Origin of the sequence: Trinickia dabaoshanensis (genome assembly GCF_002879885.1) — a bacterium.
Lineage (GTDB): Bacteria > Pseudomonadota > Gammaproteobacteria > Burkholderiales > Burkholderiaceae > Trinickia > Trinickia dabaoshanensis.
In genome coordinates this window covers 1-20,956 of the sequence record NZ_PNYA01000048.1, presented here as the reverse complement: position 1 = coordinate 20,956, position 20,956 = coordinate 1, and the positions used below count along the sequence as shown (strand labels likewise).

At 63.1% G+C, this 20,956-nt stretch carries 23 protein-coding genes and 1 rRNA gene; 10 read left to right on the top strand and 14 right to left on the bottom strand.

From position 1 onward, the window contains the following. The 8 genes from C0Z18_RS31880 to C0Z18_RS31845 form a co-directional block, all read left to right on the top strand. Positions 1-476 (top strand): DUF2589 domain-containing protein (locus C0Z18_RS31880; RefSeq protein ID WP_102649452.1); only part of this gene is annotated, 476 nt, incomplete at its 5' end. After that, complete coding sequence (locus tag C0Z18_RS31875) at positions 469-915, top strand: lysozyme (RefSeq protein WP_102649451.1); 447 nt, start codon at positions 469-471, stop codon at positions 913-915. The genes C0Z18_RS31880 and C0Z18_RS31875, both read left to right, overlap by 8 nt. A 33-nt stretch (positions 916-948) precedes the next feature. Next, positions 949-1,434 carry a PIN domain-containing protein gene (locus C0Z18_RS31870; RefSeq protein ID WP_102649450.1) on the top strand — a complete coding sequence of 162 codons (486 nt, stop codon included), beginning with the start codon at positions 949-951 and terminating at the stop codon, positions 1,432-1,434. 147 nt (positions 1,435-1,581) lie between these two features. Then, complete coding sequence (locus C0Z18_RS31865; RefSeq protein WP_102649449.1) at positions 1,582-2,802, top strand: extracellular catalytic domain type 2 short-chain-length polyhydroxyalkanoate depolymerase; 1,221 nt, start codon at positions 1,582-1,584, stop codon at positions 2,800-2,802. A gap of 9 nt (positions 2,803-2,811) precedes the next feature. Further along, positions 2,812-3,357 (top strand): phasin family protein, encoded by a 546-nt coding sequence (locus C0Z18_RS31860; RefSeq protein ID WP_102649448.1) that lies wholly within the window; start codon positions 2,812-2,814, stop codon positions 3,355-3,357. Further along, a complete protein-coding gene (locus C0Z18_RS31855; RefSeq protein WP_102649447.1) occupies positions 3,354-3,974 on the top strand; it encodes a hypothetical protein in 621 nt (206 codons plus the stop codon). Before C0Z18_RS31860 ends, C0Z18_RS31855 begins: the two co-directional genes overlap by 4 nt. Before the next feature lie 124 nt (positions 3,975-4,098). Continuing rightward, positions 4,099-4,716: a hypothetical protein gene (locus tag C0Z18_RS31850; RefSeq protein ID WP_102649446.1), complete on the top strand. Its 618-nt coding sequence runs from the start codon at positions 4,099-4,101 to the stop codon at positions 4,714-4,716. Positions 4,717-4,792: 76 nt separating this feature from the next. Next, on the top strand, positions 4,793-5,410 hold the full coding sequence (locus C0Z18_RS31845; protein WP_102649445.1) for a hypothetical protein: 618 nt from the start codon (positions 4,793-4,795) through the stop codon (positions 5,408-5,410). A gap of 756 nt (positions 5,411-6,166) precedes the next feature. On the opposite strand, the gene C0Z18_RS31830 is transcribed toward C0Z18_RS31845, so the two are convergent. The 7 genes from C0Z18_RS31830 to C0Z18_RS31800 all read right to left on the bottom strand — a co-directional run bounded on the left by C0Z18_RS31830 (position 6,167) and on the right by C0Z18_RS31800 (position 13,362). Then, the gene (locus C0Z18_RS31830; RefSeq protein WP_102649442.1) at positions 6,167-7,549 is read right to left on the bottom strand and encodes an amino acid permease; all 1,383 of its coding nucleotides are present in this window, start codon (positions 7,547-7,549) and stop codon (positions 6,167-6,169) included. 133 nt (positions 7,550-7,682) lie between these two features. Then, a complete protein-coding gene (locus C0Z18_RS31825) occupies positions 7,683-8,147 on the bottom strand; it encodes a universal stress protein (RefSeq protein ID WP_102649441.1) in 465 nt (154 codons plus the stop codon). A gap of 111 nt (positions 8,148-8,258) precedes the next feature. Next, on the bottom strand, positions 8,259-9,338 hold the full coding sequence (locus tag C0Z18_RS31820; protein ID WP_102649440.1) for an NAD(P)/FAD-dependent oxidoreductase: 1,080 nt from the start codon (positions 9,336-9,338) through the stop codon (positions 8,259-8,261). Between the two features lie 281 nt (positions 9,339-9,619). After that, complete coding sequence (locus tag C0Z18_RS31815; RefSeq protein WP_102649439.1) at positions 9,620-10,771, bottom strand: porin; 1,152 nt, start codon at positions 10,769-10,771, stop codon at positions 9,620-9,622. A 720-nt stretch (positions 10,772-11,491) separates the two neighbouring features. Then, positions 11,492-11,845, bottom strand: a complete 354-nt coding sequence (locus C0Z18_RS31810) for a DUF3564 family protein (RefSeq protein WP_102649438.1) — start codon at positions 11,843-11,845, stop codon at positions 11,492-11,494. Between the two features lie 112 nt (positions 11,846-11,957). Beyond that, a complete protein-coding gene (locus C0Z18_RS31805; protein ID WP_102649437.1) occupies positions 11,958-12,476 on the bottom strand; it encodes a hypothetical protein in 519 nt (172 codons plus the stop codon). A gap of 280 nt (positions 12,477-12,756) precedes the next feature. After that, a complete protein-coding gene (locus tag C0Z18_RS31800; RefSeq protein ID WP_408647242.1) occupies positions 12,757-13,362 on the bottom strand; it encodes an alpha-ketoglutarate-dependent dioxygenase AlkB family protein in 606 nt (201 codons plus the stop codon). Between the two features lie 180 nt (positions 13,363-13,542). Here C0Z18_RS31800 and C0Z18_RS31795 point away from each other — a divergent pair, with 180 nt between their 5' ends. Beyond that, complete coding sequence (locus C0Z18_RS31795) at positions 13,543-14,127, top strand: malonic semialdehyde reductase (protein WP_102649453.1); 585 nt, start codon at positions 13,543-13,545, stop codon at positions 14,125-14,127. A 64-nt stretch (positions 14,128-14,191) separates the two neighbouring features. Here C0Z18_RS31795 and C0Z18_RS31790 read toward each other — a convergent pair whose 3' ends face one another. After that, on the bottom strand, positions 14,192-14,515 hold the full coding sequence (locus C0Z18_RS31790) for a hypothetical protein (protein ID WP_102649436.1): 324 nt from the start codon (positions 14,513-14,515) through the stop codon (positions 14,192-14,194). A gap of 215 nt (positions 14,516-14,730) precedes the next feature. On the opposite strand from C0Z18_RS31790, the gene C0Z18_RS31785 reads away from it, so the two are divergent. Beyond that, entirely contained in the window at positions 14,731-15,894 is a 1,164-nt protein-coding gene (locus C0Z18_RS31785; protein WP_102649435.1) for a metallophosphoesterase, read from the top strand. A gap of 7 nt (positions 15,895-15,901) precedes the next feature. On the opposite strand, the gene C0Z18_RS31780 is transcribed toward C0Z18_RS31785, so the two are convergent. The 6 genes from C0Z18_RS31780 to rrf all read right to left on the bottom strand — a co-directional run. Then, positions 15,902-16,387: a phage protein NinX family protein gene (locus tag C0Z18_RS31780; RefSeq protein ID WP_102649434.1), complete on the bottom strand. Its 486-nt coding sequence runs from the start codon at positions 16,385-16,387 to the stop codon at positions 15,902-15,904. Next, complete coding sequence (locus C0Z18_RS31775) at positions 16,384-17,187, bottom strand: endonuclease/exonuclease/phosphatase family protein (protein WP_199189602.1); 804 nt, start codon at positions 17,185-17,187, stop codon at positions 16,384-16,386. The genes C0Z18_RS31780 and C0Z18_RS31775 overlap by 4 nt, the downstream gene beginning before the upstream one ends. Positions 17,188-17,216: 29 nt before the next feature. After that, positions 17,217-19,412 (bottom strand): VTT domain-containing protein, encoded by a 2,196-nt coding sequence (locus tag C0Z18_RS31770; protein WP_102649432.1) that lies wholly within the window; start codon positions 19,410-19,412, stop codon positions 17,217-17,219. A 17-nt stretch (positions 19,413-19,429) separates the two neighbouring features. Further along, positions 19,430-20,290: an SDR family oxidoreductase gene (locus C0Z18_RS31765; RefSeq protein WP_102649431.1), complete on the bottom strand. Its 861-nt coding sequence runs from the start codon at positions 20,288-20,290 to the stop codon at positions 19,430-19,432. A gap of 81 nt (positions 20,291-20,371) precedes the next feature. After that, on the bottom strand, positions 20,372-20,671 hold the full coding sequence (locus tag C0Z18_RS31760) for a VF_A0006 family four-cysteine protein (RefSeq protein ID WP_102649430.1): 300 nt from the start codon (positions 20,669-20,671) through the stop codon (positions 20,372-20,374). A 186-nt stretch (positions 20,672-20,857) separates the two neighbouring features. Beyond that, positions 20,858-20,956 (bottom strand): 5S ribosomal RNA (rrf, locus tag C0Z18_RS34000); the annotation flags it as partial.

Here is a 20,956-nt window from a genome sequence, read left to right as displayed (position 1 = left end):
GCATGCAGCACGCCGCCGCGAGCGCGAATCAACTGCTGGCCCAGCAGTACACCCGCGTGCTCGATACGTTCTTCGATTCCAACGACGAGGGGCTGTTGGCCGCGCGCACGGTCGAGGTCGAGCTCGATGCGGAGCACACGATGCCGGTGCCGCTCGTGGCGCTAGCGACGCCGCGCGGGCTGGCGCTCGAGAAGATGGTCGTGCATTTGACCGTGCGCGGCGATTTCGCCGAGGCCATGCCGATCAACGGCGGCGATCACCGGGCCCGCTTTCACGTCACGCTGGCGCCGCCCTCCAAGCGTACAGGCGAGAGCGCGGGACGCGAACGCGACACGGAGCACATCGACATAGAAATGCATTTCGCCGCGCTCGATCCGCCCGACGCGATCATGCGCGTCATCGACGAGTACACGCACCGGCTCGTCCCGCGTCCGAAGCGGGGCGAGCCGGCCGACGAGGAGAAAACCCATGCTTGAACATCCCGAACGCACGGGCCAGGACGGCATCGAGCTCATCAAACACTTCGAAGGCCTGCGTCTTCGCCGCTATCTGGACGCCGTCGGCAAGCCCACGATCGGTTACGGGCATTTGATTTTGCCCCATGAAAAGTTCGATGCCCCGCTGACGGCGGGCGCTGCCGAAGCGTTGCTGAAAAAGGATTTGCGCAGCCATGAACTCGCCCTGCGCAAGCTCGTGCGTGTCGCGCTCACGCAGCAGCAATTCGATGCGCTGATGGGCTTCGTCTTCAATCTCGGCCCCGGCCGATTGCGATCGTCGACCTTGCTGCGCTGCTTGAACGCGGGCCAATTCGAGCGCGCCGCGGACCAATTCCTCGTCTGGAACAAGGCGGGCGGCAAGCCGCTTGCCGGTCTCACGAAGCGCCGCCAAGCCGAACGCGATCTGTTTCGCTCGTAACCCCGAATCGATTCCTACCCACGGAGTGATCCCATGGATGCACAAGCCAACCCGCGCGCGAACCGAATCGCGCCCTCGCCCTTTGTGGCCGCCGCACTGATCGGCGCGCTGGCCGGCGCCGCGCGCGCCGAGCCGCCGCCCACGTGCCGCGCCGAAGTCGATCGAATCGCGCAGACGCTGCTGGCCGAGCGCCGGCCGCAGCTCTGCCCGGCTTGCGCGGTGCGGCTCGCCGCGACGCTCGAGAGCATGTATGGACAGCGCAGGCTACCGCCGTCGCTCTACTTGTCGGCCGACGCCGCCAACTGGGACGACCCTCAAACGCGCCCGGTCATGTTCTTCGGCAAGAGCCGGGCCGGCATCGCCGATGGCGATCGCTTGGCCGCCGATATCGATAGCGGATACGGCCCGCGCGGCGCCTTACGCCTTATCTACACTCCGGCCAATGAGCCGATTGCGATCGCTACGGCGGATAAAAAGACGTTCGTCCCGCTCACCTATTGCGCGGCATCGCCGCGATGAATCGTCATGCGTTCCGGGCGTCGCGTCATCGTACGCAAGTACTAGGCATACGGGTGTGTCATCCGCCCTATATGACGAAGCCCACCGCGCCCGTACGCTATCGACATCGAAACCGGAAATGAAAAATCAATTAGATAGGATACCTAAATGAAATCACTCTCCGCTCACCGCCATCAACCGTCGCCGCTGTCATATCCTTTGAGCGGTTCGGCACGCCTTGAAGCGGTCCGCCGCTTGCACGCCGCCGACAGCGCGCGCGCTTGCACGGCCAAGACGATACGCCGCATCGCATGCGCCGCGGCGATCGGCTTCGCGCTCGTCGCGCTCGTATCGAAGGCGGCACTCGCGCAAGATTCGGCATCGGCCGCGGCGCCGCTCCAAGGCCGTGGCGCCGACCTGTCGCGCACTTCCGTCTCGGGACTGTCGTCCGGCGCGTTCATGGCCGCCCAGCTCGACGTGGCCTACTCGAGCAAGTTGATCGGTGCGGGCATCGTCGCGGGGGGCGAGTTCTACTGCGCCGGCGCGGCCGGCGTCACACCGCTCTCGCTGGCCGCGGTGACCTCGTGCATGCAACCGCTCGGGCCCGCGCCGAAAGCCGAGGTCGCCTACAAGGATGCGCGAGCGTTCGCGGCCCAAGGTCTCATCGACGATACGGCCCATCTCCAGCGGCAAAGAATCTATCTGTTTAGCGGAGCGAAGGACACGGTCGTGTTCACGAAGGTCGTCGATCAAGCCGCGCGGTTTTTCACGCTGGCGGGCGTGCGCGAGCAGAACCTCGAGTACCGGAAACTGCCGGACGCGGGCCATGCACTGTTGACCGACCAGGCGGATGACATCGCATGCGACTCCAATAAGACGCCGTTCATCAACAACTGCGGTATCGAGCAGTCGCATGAAATCCTGAAGTGGATTTACGGCGGCCCCGGCAAGCAACTGAATGCCCCGGCCCCGAAGGCGACGGGCGCCCTGCTCGCCTTCGATCAAACCGAGTTCGATCGCGACCACCGCGCCTCGCTTGCGCAAACCGGCTACGTCTACGTGCCCCAAAGCTGCGAGGCCGCCGGCTGCGCGGTGCATGTCGTCTTTCACGGTTGCCTGCAAAACGTCCACAAGGTCGGCATGAAATTCGTCAGAGACACCGGCTACAACACGTTCGCCGACACCAACCGGATCATCGTGCTCTATCCGCAGATCGCATCCGCCGATCGCGGCTCGCCGAGTAACCCGCTCGAATGTTGGGACTTTTGGGGCTATACGAGCGACGACGCGAGCCACCCGGACTTCTTCACGCATGAAGCGCCGCAAATGGCGGCGGTCATGAAGATGATCGAGCGTCTGCACGCCTCGCCCGCCACGTCCACTCGATAAGGAGCAGCCATGCTTACCGCCGTCATCGCGCAATGGGAGAGCGCGCAAAAAACCGCGCTCGACTTGGCCGAAAAGCTCGCCTCGGAAACGCATGCCTCGCTGCAAACGGCCGGCGTCGTGCCGAATGCCAACGTTCTGAAAAACCTGACGAAGACCGCGCTGAACATGAGCCGCCACTATGCCGATGCGATGCAATCGGCGCTCGACGACGGCTGGCGCAAACAACGCGACCAACTGCAGCTAAAGGGCGCGGCCGAATCGATCAAAGCCCTCGCCGAAATCCATGCCGACTTGGCATCCCGCATGACCCAAGGCCAAACGCAACATGCGAGCGCGCTCACGAGCGCCATGGCGCAGTATTTCGAAGGCCTAGAGCGTTGCCGCAACCTGCAGGACGTGTCGATGCTTGCCGCGAAGTTGCTCGGCGATGTGCACAGCCAAGCGAGCGCCTACGGCGCCCATCTGTCCTCGCTGGCTGTGGGCGTACCGGCCGCGCTCGTGCAGTGGGCGGAAACCCAACTCGATAGCGACGACGATACGGCGGGGGCCGCATGAACATCGCACTGCGCTTCATCAATCGCTCGAACGATTGCGGCAACAGCGAGGTGGTGCTCTTTCAACGCGACGTCATCCCCGAGTTCAGCGAATTTGCGATCGCTTGGCGCGTGATCCGATATTGCGGGCGCGATTGCATCCATCCGTTCACTTACTCCACCGATGTCGAAATCGCACTGGGCGACGATCACGGCAACTTCTCGCCGCGCGTCCCCGCCTCCAACGGGACGCGCTTGACGGTCGCCGCGCATCCCAGTGGGCGGCCGCGTCTCGCAAGCTCGCCCGAGGGGACGGTTCATAGCGACATCGAAGTCGTCAATCAATTGGGGCGCGGCGCGGTCAACGTCAACGCGTTCGTCGCGGGCCGCCTGATCGCGGCGAAATCGGCCGTCGCGCCGGGGCAAAAAGCCGTCTTCCGTTTCGCGCCGATGCTCTGGATCGGCGTCGGCTCGCAAATCGAGGAAGGCCGAGCGCTCGCGTCGGCCGTGATTTCCAGTGCGAATACGCCGCTCGAGCTCGGCACGATCGCCTCGGCCGACATCGTGATGACGGGCGGGGGCGGCGGGGAAAACGCGCGCGCCTTCCAGTTCGAACTCGAAAACGTCTTGCGTCTGTAGTACCTGCGCGAACGTCGCATTCGCTTTCTCCGATAGTCGATTCGGTTTCGACGACCCGCTCCTGCGCGGGCCGGCGGTTAGGTACGCGGCAAACCGATTGCCGCTATTCCATGAGGAGCTGTAGATGGACATTCAATTGAACTTCGTCAATCGCTCGAACGACGCCAACAATTCGAGCATCGTCATTTTCCAAAAAAACGTGTCGACCGATTTCGACGAGTTGCACGTGGCTTGGAAAGTCATTCGCAATTGCGGCCAGGGCGACAACCATCCGTTCCGTTTCCCGATCGCCATGGCCGTCAGCACGAGCGATAGCTATGGAAACTACATGCCGCAGCAAGACGCGACGAACGGCCAAGTGTTCCAGGTCGTGCGCGCACCGTCCGGGGACGTCTTGCAGCTCGCTTCGCAACCGGGCTCCAGTAAAGAGGTCCAGGTTCGCAACGATCTGCCGCAAGGCGCGGTAGGCGCGACGATCTATAAGGACGGCACGCCGCTCGCGATCAAAACGTCGATCGCGCCCGGGCAAAAGGCCGTGTTCGAGTTCAAGCCCACGATTTGGATCGGCGTGGCGTCGCAAGTCGAACAGGGAAAGGTCATGAACTCGGCCGTGATGTCGGACATCAACACGGAGGTCTCCCTACTCGGCATCAAGAGCGCGGACATCGTCATGACCGGCGGCGGCCCCGGCCCTTCGTCGCTGCCGTTCGCTTTCCGGCTCGAAAACGTGGTGATGGCCTAACGTGCCATGCATTCGGCGGCACGCTAGACGAGCCGCTCGACCTACATCGACCAACAATCAATAGGCAGGGTTAGCGATGGACATCAAACTCAATTTCATCAACTTGTCGAACGACGTCAACAACTCGCAAGTCGTCATCTTTCAAAAGAACGTCTCGACGGACTTCGACGAATTGGCCGTGGCATGGAAAGTGATTTCGAACTGCGGCCGCGGTGCGAACCATCCGTTCATGTTTCCGATGGCGACGACGGTGACGGCCAGCGATTCGGACGGCAATTACATGCCGCAAAAGGCGGCGCAAACCGGCCAGCTTTTCGCGGTCACCCGTTCGCATTCCGGCAACGTGCTCGCCGCCGCGGGCGGCGCCACGACCTCGCGCGAAGTTCAGGTGCGCAACGACCTCGGCGCCGGGGCCATCAACGCGTCGATCTTCAAAGACGGGCGGCTGCTGTCGACGAAGACGGGTATCGCCCCAGGGCAAAAGGCCGTCTTCGAGTTCAAGCCCACGCTGTGGATCGGCACGGCCTCGCAAGTCGAGGAAGGCAGGCTCATGAATTCCGCCGTGCTCTCCGATATCAATACCGAGATTACCTTGCTCGGCATTGCCAGCGCCGACATCGTGATGACCGGCGGCGGCGGCGGCACCGCAGCCGTACCCTATCGATTCGAGCTGACGAACATCGTAATGGGCTAGGCGCCGCCGCGACGTCCGCCTATGTTCCGGCCCGCCGCCGCCGCGAGCGGGCCCTTGGACTAGGTACTTACCACGCTGTCATGCTCGCATTGCGTCGACTACCATTCGTCACATCAATGGCCAAGGACAAGCACACGGGGGGCGCTCGACAGCGCCGGCGAGGAGCGGTGCGGCCTTCGCGAATGATGAAAAGGATCACGATAAGCGCTGGGCGGTACGCCCGCGCACATTCGCGGCGTGGCGGGGAGCACGACAATGCGCGTACATGTAACGGCCGGAATCGGATCGGCCGTTCCGACGTCGATTCATGGTCGTGTGCGTCAATGGCGCCAGCACAAAACGAAAAAGAGCGAGCGGGGATGCCGGCTGGATACTCGGCACGTATGCGGACGCGCGCTCGGTCGGTGCGGGCAGCGCATCGCGCGGCGCGACGAGCGATTCAGCCGGTTTCGCAACGCCACGCGTTGCGTCAGCGCCTAACGGGGAGGCGTGACATGGACATCATCGAATTGGCCCGCCAAGCGGGCCTGCAAGTGCTGCTCGATGCGCGCATCGGCAGCCAGACCTACCACAGCGTATGCGGTTCGCTACCGGCCTTGCAGCGCTTCGCGGAAGCCATCGAGGCGCAGGCACGCGAACGCTCGCCGCAGCCGCGCGCCGCACCCCGGCCCCGCCCCAGATCGCCGCATCACGGCGCAAGACGCCTTCGCAAAGGCGCGCCCCGACCCGAGACGGCGCCTTGCACACCGCGCGAGCTTACCGGCCGCCGGCCCCGGCCGGCACCACGGAGCGCGAGCGCCGTTTAGCGGCATGCCCGAGCCACATCACCAAAAGCCAGACGGGCACGAGCCAGACCGACACGGACAGCCCCGGCGTGAACGCCAAGATCCCGAGGACCATCGCCATGAACGCGAGGCAGACCCAATTGGCAACGGGATAGGCGAACGACTTGAACACGAGTTGCTGCCCCGCCGCCACCATCGCCTTACGCGCCTTCAGATGCGTGAGGCTGATCAGGGCCCAGTTGATCACGAGCGCCGCGACGACGAGCGACATCAGTATGTCGAGCGCACGCGCGGGCATCAGGTAGTCCACGATGACGCATGCGAACGTAGCGACCGCGGATAGACCGATCGCGACGTACGGCACGCCGCGGCGATCGACCTTGAGCAGCGCGCGCGGTGCATTGCCTTGTTCGGCCAAGCCATAGAGCATTCGGCTGTTCGCATAGACGGAGCTGTTGTAGACGGACAGCGCCGCCGTCAAGACGACGACATTGAGTACGTTGGCCGTGATGCCGGAGCCGATCTGCGAAAAGATCATGACGAAGGGACTGCCGCCTTGGGCAACTTCGTTCCAGGGATGCAGCGCGAGCAGAACGACGAGCGAGCCGATATAGAAAATCAAGATCCGATAAAGCACTTGATTGACCGCTTTCGGAATCGTGCGGCCCGGATCGTCGGCTTCAGCGGCGGTAATCCCGATGAGTTCGAGCCCGCCGAACGAAAACATAATGACGGCAAGCGTCATGAACAGGCCATTGAAGCCGTGGGGGAAGAATCCGCCATAGCGCCACAAATTCGTGATCGACGCCTGCGGCCCTCCTCGCCCGGTTTCCAACAAATAGGCGCCGAACACGATCATGCCGATGACGGCTACGACCTTGATGATCGCGAACCAAAACTCGGTCTCTCCGTACGCTTTGACGTTGGCCAAGTTGACCGCGTTGATGGCAACGAAGCAGACGAGCGCCGACACCCACGTGGGGACCGCGGGCCACCAGAAGTGCACATAAGTGCCGACGGCCGTGAGCTCCGCCATGCTGACGAGCACATAGAGCACCCAATAATTCCAGCCGGAGAGAAAGCCCGCGAAATCGCCCCAATATTTGTAAGCGAAGTGACTGAACGAGCCGGCCACGGGCTCTTGCGCCACCATTTCGCCGAGTTGACGCATGATCATGAAGGCAATGAAGCCGCCGATCGCGTAACCGAGAATCATTGAAGGGCCGGCCGCCTTCAAGACGCTAGCCGAGCCGAGAAAAAGCCCGGTGCCGATCGCGCCGCCGAGCGCGATCAATTGGATATGACGATTCTTCAGCCCGCGGTGTAAGCCTTCGTGCTCGGTGGGACGCGTCAAAGAGACCTCCTCTCTGGGTGGGAATTGGCCCGGCCAACTCGTGATCGGCCGGGCAAAACCCATCATTTTAGCTAGCCGATGATCCCCCTCCAATTAAGGTCAACCCGCACCGGGCGTCCGGCAACGCGCGCGCCTACTCGGATTCGAGATGCGCGCCGTTGCGCAGGAGCAAGAGCGGAACGGTCGTATCGTGCAGCAACGATTCCGCCACGCTGCCGGCAAATAGCCGCCGCATCCCGCTGCGCCCATGCGAATACATGACGACGAGATCGGCATCGAATTCATCGATCGCGCGCGTGAGCACGGCCGCCAGGTTCTCGCCGTAGGCATCGATGGCCCGCACAGTGCCGGCCACTCCGAATGGCACCATGCGCTCGCGCGCCTCGGCCAGGACGGTGGTGGCGGTATCGCTCGACGTATCGCGTATTTGCACCTGTTCGACGAATCCCGCTGCGACGTCCACGACCTGCGTCGGATGTTGCAGGACGTACACCGCTTGCAGTTGGGCGCCGCAAAGCCGTGCGAGCTTGAGCGCTTCGTCGAGCGCCAACTGCGCGCCTTCGCTACCGTCGACGGGGACTAAGATTCGTTGGTACATGCGGTCCTCCTGGTTGGGCGCCGGCCACTCGGTCGTGTGGCGGCTGCTTGCGAACCGTTCGAGATCCGAAGGCGTCTCGCAACGAGATACCGCTCGGATCCACTGTCGAGACTAGGAGTGAGCCGACTCCTGCGCAGCCGGTGTCCCGAGAATGCGTTCCGATAGGCCGGCATCGTAGCTCGAGTGCACATGCACCCGCTTCTTATCGGGGAACGCGTAAGCGTAAGCCTTGCGCAACGCTAGCGAGGCCTCGTGAAACCCCGATAAGATCAGCTTTTGCTTGTTCGGATAGATTGCGATATCGCCGACCGCGAATACCCCCGGCAGCGATGTTTCGTAGTACGAAGTATCGACGGCGACACGCCCGGCCCGGACGTCGAGGCCCCATTGCGCAATCGGGCCGAGATCGGCCACGAGGCCATAGAGCGCGATCAGATGGTCCGCCTCGATCGTCACGCTTGCCTCGAGCGTCTTGACCTCGATCGAGCGCAGTACATCGTGCGGGGCATTGAGCGTCGCGAGCGCCCCGATCACGAGATCGATCTGACCGTCGGCCACTGCGCGCTTGAGCTCTTGCACCGTTGCGTCGGCCGCGCGAAACGCATTGCGCCGATGCACGAGCGTGACATGCTTCGCTTGGCCGCGCAGCGCCAGGGCCCAGTCGAGCGCGGAATCGCCGCCGCCTGCCACGACGACTCGCTGATCGGCGAACATCGCTCGCTTGCGCACGGCATAGTGAACGTGCCGCCCTTCCAGCGTCTGCGCCTCGGGCAAGCCCACGCGCTGCGGCACGAACGCGCCGTTGCCGGCCGATAACAGCACCGAGGCCGTATCGAACACGAGGCCGCCATCGGTACTGACGCGCCAGCGCTGCGTCGATTCGACGCGCTCGAGCTGCATGACGCGATGCCCGAGATGAATGGGGGGCGCGAACGGTTTGCATTGCTCCGTGAGACGATCGATCAGTTGCCGAGCGGTACACACGGGGATGGCCGGGATATCGAAGATCGGCTTGTCGGGATACAACTCGATGCACTGGCCGCCCACCTGCTCGAGCGCGTCCACGATATGGCACGACAAGCCGACGACGCCGGCCTCGAAGGCCGCGAACAGCCCAACCGGTCCCGCGCCGATGATGACGACGTCGGTGCGAAGTACCCCGTCTTTGCCCGGTGCCGCTGCTTCACTCATATCCGCTCCCTCGCTGATGAAATCGATGGCCATAGGTCATGGCCGACGCATCGCGCGTGCACGGCACGGGTAGCGCCTCACGCTCAACGAGATCAAGTATAGGGAGAACCCCGGGCGGGCGCGGCAGTGGCCCGCCGGCGAGTAGGGAGAAGCATTGCGGAGGCGAGGCGAACGAGACCGCGCAAAGAAAAACCCCACGTTCCGGAAAACGTGGGGTTCATTCGCGGTGTCCGGCGCCGCGGCCGCGGCGCCGTTCTTGCGATTAGACCGAAACTGCCGGCTTAGAAGCGGTGACGCAGGCCAACCGTAGCTGCCGTTTGGTTGTCCGACGTCGACACGCCGCTGAACGTGCCGTTGTAGATCGCAGCGACACCGCCCGTACCGTTGGCGTGCTGGTAAGCCACTTGAGCGTAGACGTCCGTGCGCTTCGACAGTGCGTAGTCGGCTTGCACGCCAACTTGGTGGTAGCGTTGCGACGCTTCCGCACCGAAGATCGACTCGTTCTGATCCGTGAACGTGTATGCAACGCCCAGACCCAGAGCCGGCGTCAGGTTGTACTTCGCGTTGATTTCATAGTTGTTCTGGTGGATCGACAGCGGGATTTGGCCGTTGTCGAGGCGTGCTTGCGTCCACACTGCGCCAACTTGCGCCGGGCCGAACGCGTAGTTCGCGCCGACACCGTACGTGCGTTGACGGAAGTTACCGATCGACGTCACTGCACCGTTCGTCAGGCCGCCAACGAAGCCGCCTGCGAATGCACCGAGGGCCGAGCCGTCCGACGCGCCGCTGTTGCCGGCGAGCGGGTTGTTTTGCTGAGCATACGCAGCGCCGACACGCAGACCTTGGTACTGATAAGCCGCGCCGATGCTGTATTCACGGTTGTTCGCGAATGCGCCGGCTTGGTTCGAGAAGCCGTACGTGCCGCCGAACGTGAAGCCAGCGTAGTTCGTGCTCGTGAACTTGATCGAGTTGTTAACCGACGTGCCGTAGTTCGAGTTCAGGTTGTCGAGGTTCGCGAAGTGAGCGAACGACGTACCGCCCCAGCTACCCGTTGCGCTCAGCGGAGCCAGGAAGTCTTGTTCGGCGTCATATTGCTTGCCGAGCGTGACCGTGCCGTAGTTGCTCGACAGGCCAACGTACGATTGACGGTTGAACTCGCTGCCGCTGTTTGCGTAACGGCCGTTGTTCAGGTTGAAACCGCTTTCCAGGTTGAAGATTGCCTTCAGACCGTTGCCCAGGTCTTCCGAACCGCGCAGGCCGAAACGGGTTTGATCGATGCCGCCCGACGTTTGTTGCCAGTTCGACTTGCCACCCGCGTTGCTCGTGTACGTGATGCCAGCATCGATCACGCCGTAGAGCGTGACGCTGCTTTGTGCGTGTGCTGCGACTGCGAAAGAGGCGGAAACCGCTGCGACGACCAGGGTTTTTTTCATTTGAGAAGTCCCTTTTATAAAACTGGCTCTCTGCCAGACTTCGGAATGGACAGATCGAACCTCGATGCCGCTTCTTAGCAGCTACGCGATCTGAACAATTGACCTGTCCGATGAGCGCCGAGTCTACGTGTCGACCCTAGGTAGGGTATACGCGGAACACACAACACATTCTTGCTCGATCTGGAACAATCCACTTGGTGAAAACCCCTACCTCATTGTTTTTGAACGGATTTGTTTTGTGGTAGAGGGTCGATGCGAGTCCACGGGTGACGAACGTTTTCGCTTCGAATCAGTTGCAAAATCGCAACGTTTTTCATATGGCGGTCACGAGCCGCAGGCACGCGCAGCGCCAGGGACGCTTGGCAACGAGGCCGCCGAGCGCGTTTTTTCGGACGATCTCCCGTTGGTTGCGAGCTGCCGTCCGTCGACAAATCGGTGCGCTCAGGGGGCTTCGACGCTTCGACGCGAAACGGAGGCACGAACCGCTATTTTTGCCGAATGCGCACAAATCGGACACTGCCCAGTTCTGGGAGGATCGGTGCAACAAAAGCGAGGGGAGTAGGCAAAAAGACGGCCCGTCGGCGAGAAGCCGAACGGGCCTAGGAGGGTTGGCCTCGAGATAGCCAAGGCCGACTATACCTAAACGAAATGCCGTCCGGGGGATTTCGTAACGAACGGTAAGACATTTTTCACCACCCCCGGCTCGACGGCGCGGCGGATTTACCGCCTGAAGATACTGTGCTCCGGTTGAACGGGCTTTTTTTCGACGGCCTGCAGGCGCCATACGCCGTCGGTACGGCCGACCGATCCGGTGGACCACTGTGCTCCGCCCTGCGCTGCCGTCGGGTAATCGCGCTCGACATGCAAGCCGCGCAACGTGCAAAGGGGTTGTTCCGCCGTCGGCGCGCACAGCTTGGTCACGTCGCCTTCGTCACGCAACTCCCCCCAGGGCGGCAGGTCGATCCCGTCATGCGACTCTCTGGACCAGACGCGTTCCTCGGTATCGAGCCAAAGCACAGCGTAATCATGATTGACGGTGGGATCTGAACCGTTAATCAAAATGGTCAAACGCATCTCCTATTCCCCCAAGACGTTTTCCGAGAAGTTAAGTCTATGTCGCAGCGGGTCGATTGCAAGGCAACGAAACGCCGCAGCGCGCCGCCTCGGCACACTCATGCGATGCGGGTCAATGGACGCCGTAGCCTTTGCTTTGCATGCAATCGCCGTACGCTTGCCAGTAGGTCTCCATGGGGGGCTGCGGCGGGGGCAACGGCGGAAGTTTGGGCGCGCTCGTGGAGGTCAGAGCCGTGGCACCCGACGCCGCGGCGGGATGGCCGGGGGCGCCCGCGGCGGGCAACGAGGCGCCCACGGCACTCGCCGCCGTGCGCCCGCCGGACGCTTGCATGCCGGCCTCGGCCGCGTGCGCGGCGCTCCCCGACGCAACCTGCGGCGCGGGCAACGGCGGCTCGCTGGCGCCCCTGCCGCTATCGGCGGCAAACTGGAGCGGCTTGGTCCGCACCGGGCGCTGCGACTGGCGGGCCATATCCACGTTCGTTTGCCGCCTCGCTTGCCAGTAACAATAGGCGCTGTCCACGCCCTGGGCCGCCGCCGTTTGGCTACGCAGTGGATACACGGCCGGCTGCTGGGCCTGCGCGCCGATCGCACCGGCGAACATCGCCACGCCAAGAACAATGGAAATCCTCATCCGCTACCTTCCCTTCGGTTTCCGTCATGAACGAGCCCATACGCGCGGAGACACAGCGCGTGGCGCGGCCGTTATGCGGCTGCAAGCTGGAGGGCGAGGAACCGTGAGGCCGCGCGGGGACTACGATCAGCATACGGGCAGCGTCCCCGCCCATGGCGAGAGAGTATCGGTACGATCCGCCATATCCCCGGCAATAAGGGACCCGCTGCCTCGTCGGACGAATCAAAAGTTTATGCGCATAAAAAACTCATTATTTTTATAAGACAAACATCACGAACATCTAGCCTCCCTTCGCCTTGTCGATCGGCGTGACGAAGCGAAAAGTCAGGTTCACCCGCTCCCCCTGCAACCCGGGCACCTTGGCGATGCGGTGCCGCCACTCTTGCTGCGTGCGCCCTCGCATGACCAGCAGACTGCCGCTCGTCAATTCATATGCGCGCAGTGTTCCCGTAGCGCTGTGCCGCAGGTCGAACCGGCGTGCGACGCCCAAGCTCACCGAGGCGATGACCGGCTCTGTGCCGAGTTCGCGCTCGCGATCGGCATGCCAACCCATGCTGTCCTCCCCGCTTCGATACCGATTGAGCAGCACGCTATTGAACCGCGTCTCGCACGTCGTTTCGGCAAGCGACTTCAGGGCCCGCACGGTCGGCGTCCACGTAAGCGGCTCGTTGCGAATGCCCGAATAGACGTAGACCGCGCCGGGCTCGCCTTGCCAAGCCGTGAGACGCGGCAGGGGCTTGATACCCCCGGGGGTACGAATGAGATCCTGTTTCCAGCGCACTTCCTCGAGGAGTGCCCCGAGCGCGACCGACGCCTCGTCGGGCGACAGCCAATGCGGATACCAGTCGATATCGACTCGCAGCCCGCCACCGAACATGTCATCCATCATTGAATCGACACCTTGACCGGCGAGCCGGCCGATTACCGTTTTCCCACGCATATATCGCACGACAAGCGAAGCTAGCGCGTCCCAAATCTTGCGGTTCCACCACCTGTGCACGCTTTCGCCGGCATCGTTATCATTGATGCCGTCCCAAACTCCGGCTCAATGTTGCCCCCGTCAAACATGCTCCTTTCAGACGAAGCGCTCGATCAACTATTCCGCGAAGCCCGTACCCACAACGCTTGGCTACCCAAGCCCGTCGACGATCTCCTCCTGAAGCAAATATTCGCCCTGGCGATCATGGGTCCGACGTCGGCGAACTCGAGCCCCGCCCGCTTCGTCTTCGTCAAAACGCCCGAGGCGAAAGAAAAGCTCAGGCCGGCGCTATCGGCCGGCAACGTCGACAAGACGATGGCTGCGCCCGTGACCGCGATCGTCGCCATGGATATGGCGTTCTACGAGTATTTGCCGAAGCTGTTTCCCCATACCGATGCGCGTAGCTGGTTCGCGGGCAACGAACAAGCGATCCGCAGCACGGCGTTTCGCAATGCATCGCTGCAAGGCGCTTATTTGATCATGGCAGCGCGCGCGCTCGGTTTGGACGCGGGCCCGATGTCGGGCTTCGACGCCGCCAAAGTGGACGAAGCGTTTTTCGCGGGCACGACGATCACGGCGAACTTCCTGATCAACCTCGGTTACGGTGACCGGGCGCAGTTGCTCCCGCGCAACCCGCGCCTCTCGTTCGACGAGGCCGCTCGCATCGAATGACGCGTTCCGAATCGGGGCACGTTCAAACGTCGAGCGTTTCCCCGGTGCGGTGGTGCGCCGCCGCTCAGGTCAGCAGCGCGATATAAAACACGATGGCGCCGATCAATGCGCCGACGAAGCAAAAACCTTCGCTCCGGCCCTCGCCGTCCGAGCGAAGCCATGCCCCCGCCACGCCGAAGAGGCCCGCGATACCGAGCGCGACGAACACCATCACGACGTCGAACAAGGCACTACGGCTGATTTCGAGCAAATCGACGCTACGGACGAGGTAATAGACGACGAGCGCCATCAGCGAGAGCACGACGAGCGGCAACATGACATGGCTGCCCTCGTAACCGAGATGGTGAGGGCCATGCGACTTATGAAGCCATTTAGTTGTTTTCATCATTCGCCTCCTCCCTTTCAGATGCCGAACCCGCTCAGGAATCGAATCATGAATACCCGTAGCTTAGATCGATTTCACGACATGGGAAACAGCCGTTAACCCGGCTCGGATCGTTGCGTGGCGGGCATCCGGCGCCGTTGCGCGCGCCCCGGTACAATGATTCCGCTCTCTATCGTCTCGCGGCTCGTCCGCTTCGACTCATCCCCTTTTCCCTGCCTATGCGCCGCTCATCTTTCTTCACGCGCGCGATTCTGATCGGCATGCTGATGCACGTCTACGTCGGGCTGCGAATCATTCCCGATTTGCCGGTCGGATTGCCCTTCAAATGGGTTGCCGCGTGCGCGCTCGTACTGTCGTGCTGCTTGATCCCCCTCGGGATGCTCGCTCGAACTTTCGAGCATCGACCGCGGGCCGATCGCATCGCCTGGATCGGCTTGATTGCGATGGGGCTGTTTTCGTCGCTGCTGGTGTTCACGTTTCTGCGCGATGTCGCCCTCGCCTGCGCGCTGACCGTCGATGCGCTCTGGCACCAGGCGCTCGCATTGGACCGGTGGCGCGTCGATACGGCTATCGGCGTGCCGATGCTGGCCGCCCTCACGACGACGATCGGCTTCGTCAACGCGCGACGGCGGGCGCGCGTGGTTTCCGTCGACGTGCCGATCGACGAATTGCCGGCGGAACTCGAAGGATTGACGATCGTTCAGATCAGCGACATTCACGTCGGGCCGACCATCAAAGCGCGCTACGTGGAAGCGATCGTCGATGCCGTGAACCGGCTAAAGCCCGATGTAATCGCGGTGACGGGCGACATCGTCGACGGCAGCGTCGCTCAACTGGCGGACCACACGGCGCCGTTGGGCCGGCTCACTGCCCGCTATGGTGCGTTCCTCGTGACGGGCAACCATGAGTACTATTCCGGCGCCTCGCAATGGATCGCGGAATTCGAGCGCCTCGGACTGCGCGTGCTCCTCAACGAGCACGTGGTGCTCGAGCACCAGGGCGCGCCTTTCATCCTCGCCGGTGTGACCGATTACACCGCCGGGCACTTCGACGCGTCTCATCGCAGCGATCCCGCCGCCGCCCTCGCCCAAGCCCCCGGCCATATCGACATTAAAGTGCTCCTGGCGCATCAGCCCCGCACGGCACACGCGGCCGTCGATGCCGGCTTTACGCTCCAGTTGTCGGGGCATACACACGGCGGCCAGTTCTTCCCTTGGAATTTCTTCGTCCGCCTGCAACAACCGTTTACGGCCGGACTCGCGAAGCTCGGTACGCTATGGATCTACACGAGCCGCGGAACCGGGTATTGGGGGCCACCGAAGCGGCTCGGCGCGCCGTCGGAGATCACGCGTCTGCGGCTCGTACGCGGCGCGATGGCCTGAGAAGCGGCTACGGCCGCGGTACCGAGCGGATATTGCCGATCTCGTCACCCGCGCCCACGTTGTCGCCGTACGTCGGCGGAACGCCACCGGCATCGTACGGACTCACCTTTCCCTCGCGCACCGCATGCGGCATCGTGGGACGGTCGCCGACCGTCTGGCCGAACCGAGCAAGCACGAATGCGCGCAGCAGCGCGACGCGGGGATGCTCCGCGTCCGCTTCGCTCGAATCGGCCCCCTCGAAGCGCACTTTGCAGTGCGCACCGCGCTCGTCGCGTTTCCATTGCAGCTCTTGCGCGCGCTCCAATACCTCGAGTGCATCGCTCCACTCGCCGGCCGGCGAAAACGGCTGCGCGAGCTTGCGCAACGCGCCATGGGTCAACGTCACCACGACGCTCGGCTCGACCTGAATGAACTCGATCAGTTCATCGCCGTCGACGAGTGCCCGCGCGCACCAATAATCGAGCTCGCATCCCTGCAACTCGCTCGTATTCATGACTTTCCTCCTAGCGATGGCCCGTCCGGAACACCGGCCGGCATATGTATGCGCGCGACGAGCGGATAGTGATCCGAGGCCTGGCGTGCAACGGCGCTCCGATGGACTCGGACATCCACCAGAAATTCGCCCGGGTGCATCCAAATGCGATCGAGCGCGAAGATGGGGCAAAACGTCGGAAAGGTGCGAGGCGCCGGCGCCGCCCGAAAATGCGACACGAGCGCTCGCAGCGCCCGCCCGCGGACGAACCATTCGTTGATGTCGCCGAGCAAGATCACGGGCAGTTGGCTGTTGTCGAACGCTGCGAGCAGCGTTCGCACCTGAGCGCTGCGCTCGGTGGCCGACAGGCCCAAGTGCGTGGCAACGACGCGAATCAAGCGCCCGGCGCATTCGATATCGGCATCGAGCGCGCCGCGCGGCTCGCGGCGGTGGAACGACAGATCGAGCGTGCGCGCCATACGCACGGGCAACCGCGACAGCACCGCGTTGCCGTAGCGGCGTTTAGGCGTATCGAGCGTCGGGCCTTCCACCGCGAACATCCCGCTCGCCTCGCGCAGCAGTGACAGCACGTCGGGCGTTTCGGAACCACCGAGCGGCACCTCTTGCAATGCCACGATATCCGCGTCGAGTTCGTCGATCACGCGCGCGATGCGCGCCACCATTTGCCGTTTCGACTGCGCCGTCCATGCAGGCAGCCCGCCATGGATGTTGTAGGTGGCAATCTTCAGTTCGCACACTCGCTCTTGAGGCGCCGCAATGCGTTGCTTGACCGCGTCCGCGGCGGGTACCGAATCGGCGATCGGCTCGGCGTGTTCGTTGACGTTTGCGTTCACTGGCGTCGCCCCAGCCAGCGTTGCAGCCACACTGAAATACCGACGAGCGCGATCCCGATCGCCAGCAGGGCCGCCACTGAACCCGGATTGGGATGGCGGATGGCATTCAGCAACTGATGGGCGAACGTGACCGTCAATAAAATGCCGGGCACCATACCCAGGGTCGAGCCGATCAGGAAATCGCGCAGGCGAATATGCGATGCGCCGGCAACGAGATTGACGATTGTAAACGGCGCGATCGGCAACAGCCGAAGGACCATCATCGTGACGATCCCCCGGGCTCCGATCCGTTCGCTGAGCCGATTGGCGCGCGTCCCGGCGAGCCGGCGTACGGCGTCGCGGCCGAGCGCCACGCCGAGACCGTATGTCGCCAGTGCCGAGAGCAGCGTCCCTCCGAGCGCATAGCCGATGCCAGGCCACGCGCCGAAAACCAGCCCCGTCGCGGCGATCAGCAACGTAATCGGCACCGATACGATCGCCGCCGCGACATACCCCGTCAGCACGATCACGGGCGCCAGCGGGAGCCCATCGATACGCCTGATGAGCCGGGCGAGTTCCGCCAAATTCAGATGATGACCCAAGCTCGTGAACTGCCAGATCGCCGCCATCGCGGCGAACACCAATACCAGAGCCCCCAGCACCAAGAACCGCGCGGTCAAGGACCGATGACGGCTCTGAGGGATGAACTCGCGCACCAACGCGTCGGGCTCGATCGGCTGCTCCGGGTCGAGCCATGCGTTAACGGGCACCAATGCATCCAGGTCGGCGGTGACGACCGGCGTGAAAGGCTGCAACGTGCGGCCTTCGCGACGCTGTAACGTTTCGATTGCCGCATTGAGCCGATGCGTTTGCGACAAAGCGCTCGTGACGGCGGGCACGGAGACGTCGAGATGCTCGGCCAAGAGCCGGTTGCGCCAATTCGCGATGGCTTCGCGCACGCGGGCGTCGCCGTTGGCGTCGATCGTTACATTGCACTCGGTATCGAGCACCATCGACCGATTGTTCAAGTTGGCGCTGCCGACCGTGATCAGTGTGTCGTCGACGATCATCACTTTGCTGTGCACGTTGACGCACCGATTGCCGAGGCCGTCGACATGAGGGCAATACATACGGAAACGACCATAGCGGTCCGCTTCGACGAGCGCGCGATGCAGCCGAGCCCGCAGCACGCCCATGGTGGCCTCTTGAAGCCACCCGCTTTGCACCCGGGGCACCACCACGGTGACGTCGGGCCCGTCCTCGCGCGATAACCTCCCCCCAAGCGCCTCGCGAACCACGGCCGCCGTGAAATACTGGTTTTCGATATAGATATTGCCGCGCGCGGCACCGATCGCATCGGCCGTGAGCGCCTGCACATGCTGGACGGCACCTTGCGCCCGATAAGGGGGCTGCGTCAAGGAAATGCCCAACATGACGTCGCGCAATTCCACCTTCGCGTTCGGCGGCCAGGGATCGGCTTCGCGATCGACCGCGCGATGCGCACGCAACGCGATCCGTTTGCCGCACGAGCGTTGCCAACGTTCGCGAGCGAGCGCCCCGATCGCGGCTGCCGCATCGCCGTCGAACATCGCCTGCACATCGTGGAACGGCGCATAAGGCGCCCCGTTCGCATCGCGGCGGCGCGGTTCATCCGCGCGATGCGCGGGTGTATCCCAGCGCGAGCGCGTTAAATCCAAACCGCCCACGAACGCTAGACGATCGTCGATCACGACCATCTTCTGATGGTGAGAGGCTCCCCGGGGATGCGAGCCGTCTTGCCGGAACACTATACCGCGTTGCGAGCGCCAGCCTGTTTGGTAGACGGGCATCCATTCGCGCTCGAAGGCGTAGATCATCGCGAAGTCCCATGCGAGGACGTAGACGCGCAAACGCCGCCGTCGGGCCGAAAGCGCCTGCAAGAACTCGCCGAGGGGCGCGGGCAGCCCGTCGCTCGTTTGCTCGGGCACGAGCCGCATGCGGCTATCGATGTCCCAGCCGACGATGAAGATCGTTCGCTCCGCCCCCAGCAGGGCCTCGCGGAGGACGGAGAAATAGGCGCTGCCATCGATTAGCAGTGCGAATCGATCCGCGTGCGCAATCGCCCCGCAGTTGCGACCGACTTCGAGCAGGCCGTACCGGCGCGAGCCGATGCCCGTTTCGTCTGTCTCCTCGTTCGCCGTGGTAGCGGCGTCGATATCCGCGGTGCTCGTCATCTTCAGGCACGCACCGGTCAAATGATTGGCACTCCGCCCGTGACCGCGACGGTCGCCCCGGACACGTAGCTCGCTTCGTTGCTTGCCAACATGACGTAGACAGGCGCCAGCTCAGCGGGCTGGCCGGGCCTTTTCATCGGTGTCTGCTTGCCGAACTCTTTGACGTTCTCGGGCGGCAGCGTGGCCGGAATCAGCGGAGTCCAGATCGGACCCGGTGCAACGCAATTGACGCGGATACCGCGCTCCGCGAGCAGTTGAGCGAGCCCACCCGTGAAGTTTTGAATGGCGCCCTTCGTCGTGGCGTAGGGAAGCAGCGTCGGACGCGGCTTATCGGCGTTGACCGACGTCGTGTTCACGATCGCGCTACCGGCTTTCATATGCGGCAGGGCGGCTTTGACGAGCCGAAACATCGCACCGATGTTGATATCGAACGTTCGATCCCACTCATCGTCCGAGATCTCTTCGACCGATTCGTAATTCATCTGGTGCGCGGCGTTGTTCACGAGCACATCGATTCGGCCGAACGCCTGGACCGCCCGATCCACGATCTCGCGCGCGTGCTGGCGCTGCGCGAGATCGCCGGCGACCAGGATGGCCTTTCTGCCGGCTTGCTCGACCCAGCGCGCCGTCTCCCGCGCATCGTCGTGCTCGTTGAAATAGGCAATGAGCACATCGGCGCCTTCGCGTGCAAAGGCAATCGCGACCGCCCGGCCGATACCGCTGTCGCCACCGGTCACGATCGCAGCCTTGCCGGCGAGACGCCCGTGCCCCTCGTAACTGTGCTCGCCATGATCGGGTTGGGGCGACATCGGCGCGGTTTTACCGGGGACTTGTTCCTGCTGCTGCTCGGGCAGGGGCGGCGTTGGTCTGCTCGTCATCGTCGGTTCCTCGATTGAAGCGCCGCAAATGCAGCGGCCACGAAGGACGGCGAGCAACCCGCATGCCCCGCGATGCGGAAATTACAGTCCACCGCGCCGACGGCAGATCGAGACGATCTGCTCGACCGCGGCCTCGTCTCTCACGCCGGGCAGCGATTGCAATATGCATTCGTGGTATCTGCGGTCGCGCGGCAACAGCATCGCGCCGTTGCGATAAATCGCATCGCACGATTGGCGGATTAAATTCGTTACGTCGCCGTTGCGGCTCTCTCGTAACGTCTGCAGCATGCAATCGTCATAGGCCGCGTTATCGCGCAATGACGCCTGAGCGGCAACGGGCATCGCCAAAAGCGCTACGAGTGGGAATGCTTTCCAAAACATGCGGCCTTCCGGAAGAAAACGAGGCGCGTAGTCTATGCCGGCAGGTCGATCGGATCGGCGTGCGTCAGGAAATTCGGACGAGTCTTAGCTAGGTTGGCGCGACGGCTCGGTCTATGACGCATTCCCATAGCGCAAAGCAAAAACCCCCGAGAGCGCTGGGCTTTCGGGGGTTTCTTAGCATTGGGTGCCTGACGATTACCTACTTTCACACGGGCAATCCGCACTATCATCGGCGTGGAGTCGTTTCACGGTCCTGTTCGGGATGGGAAGGGGTGGTACCAACTC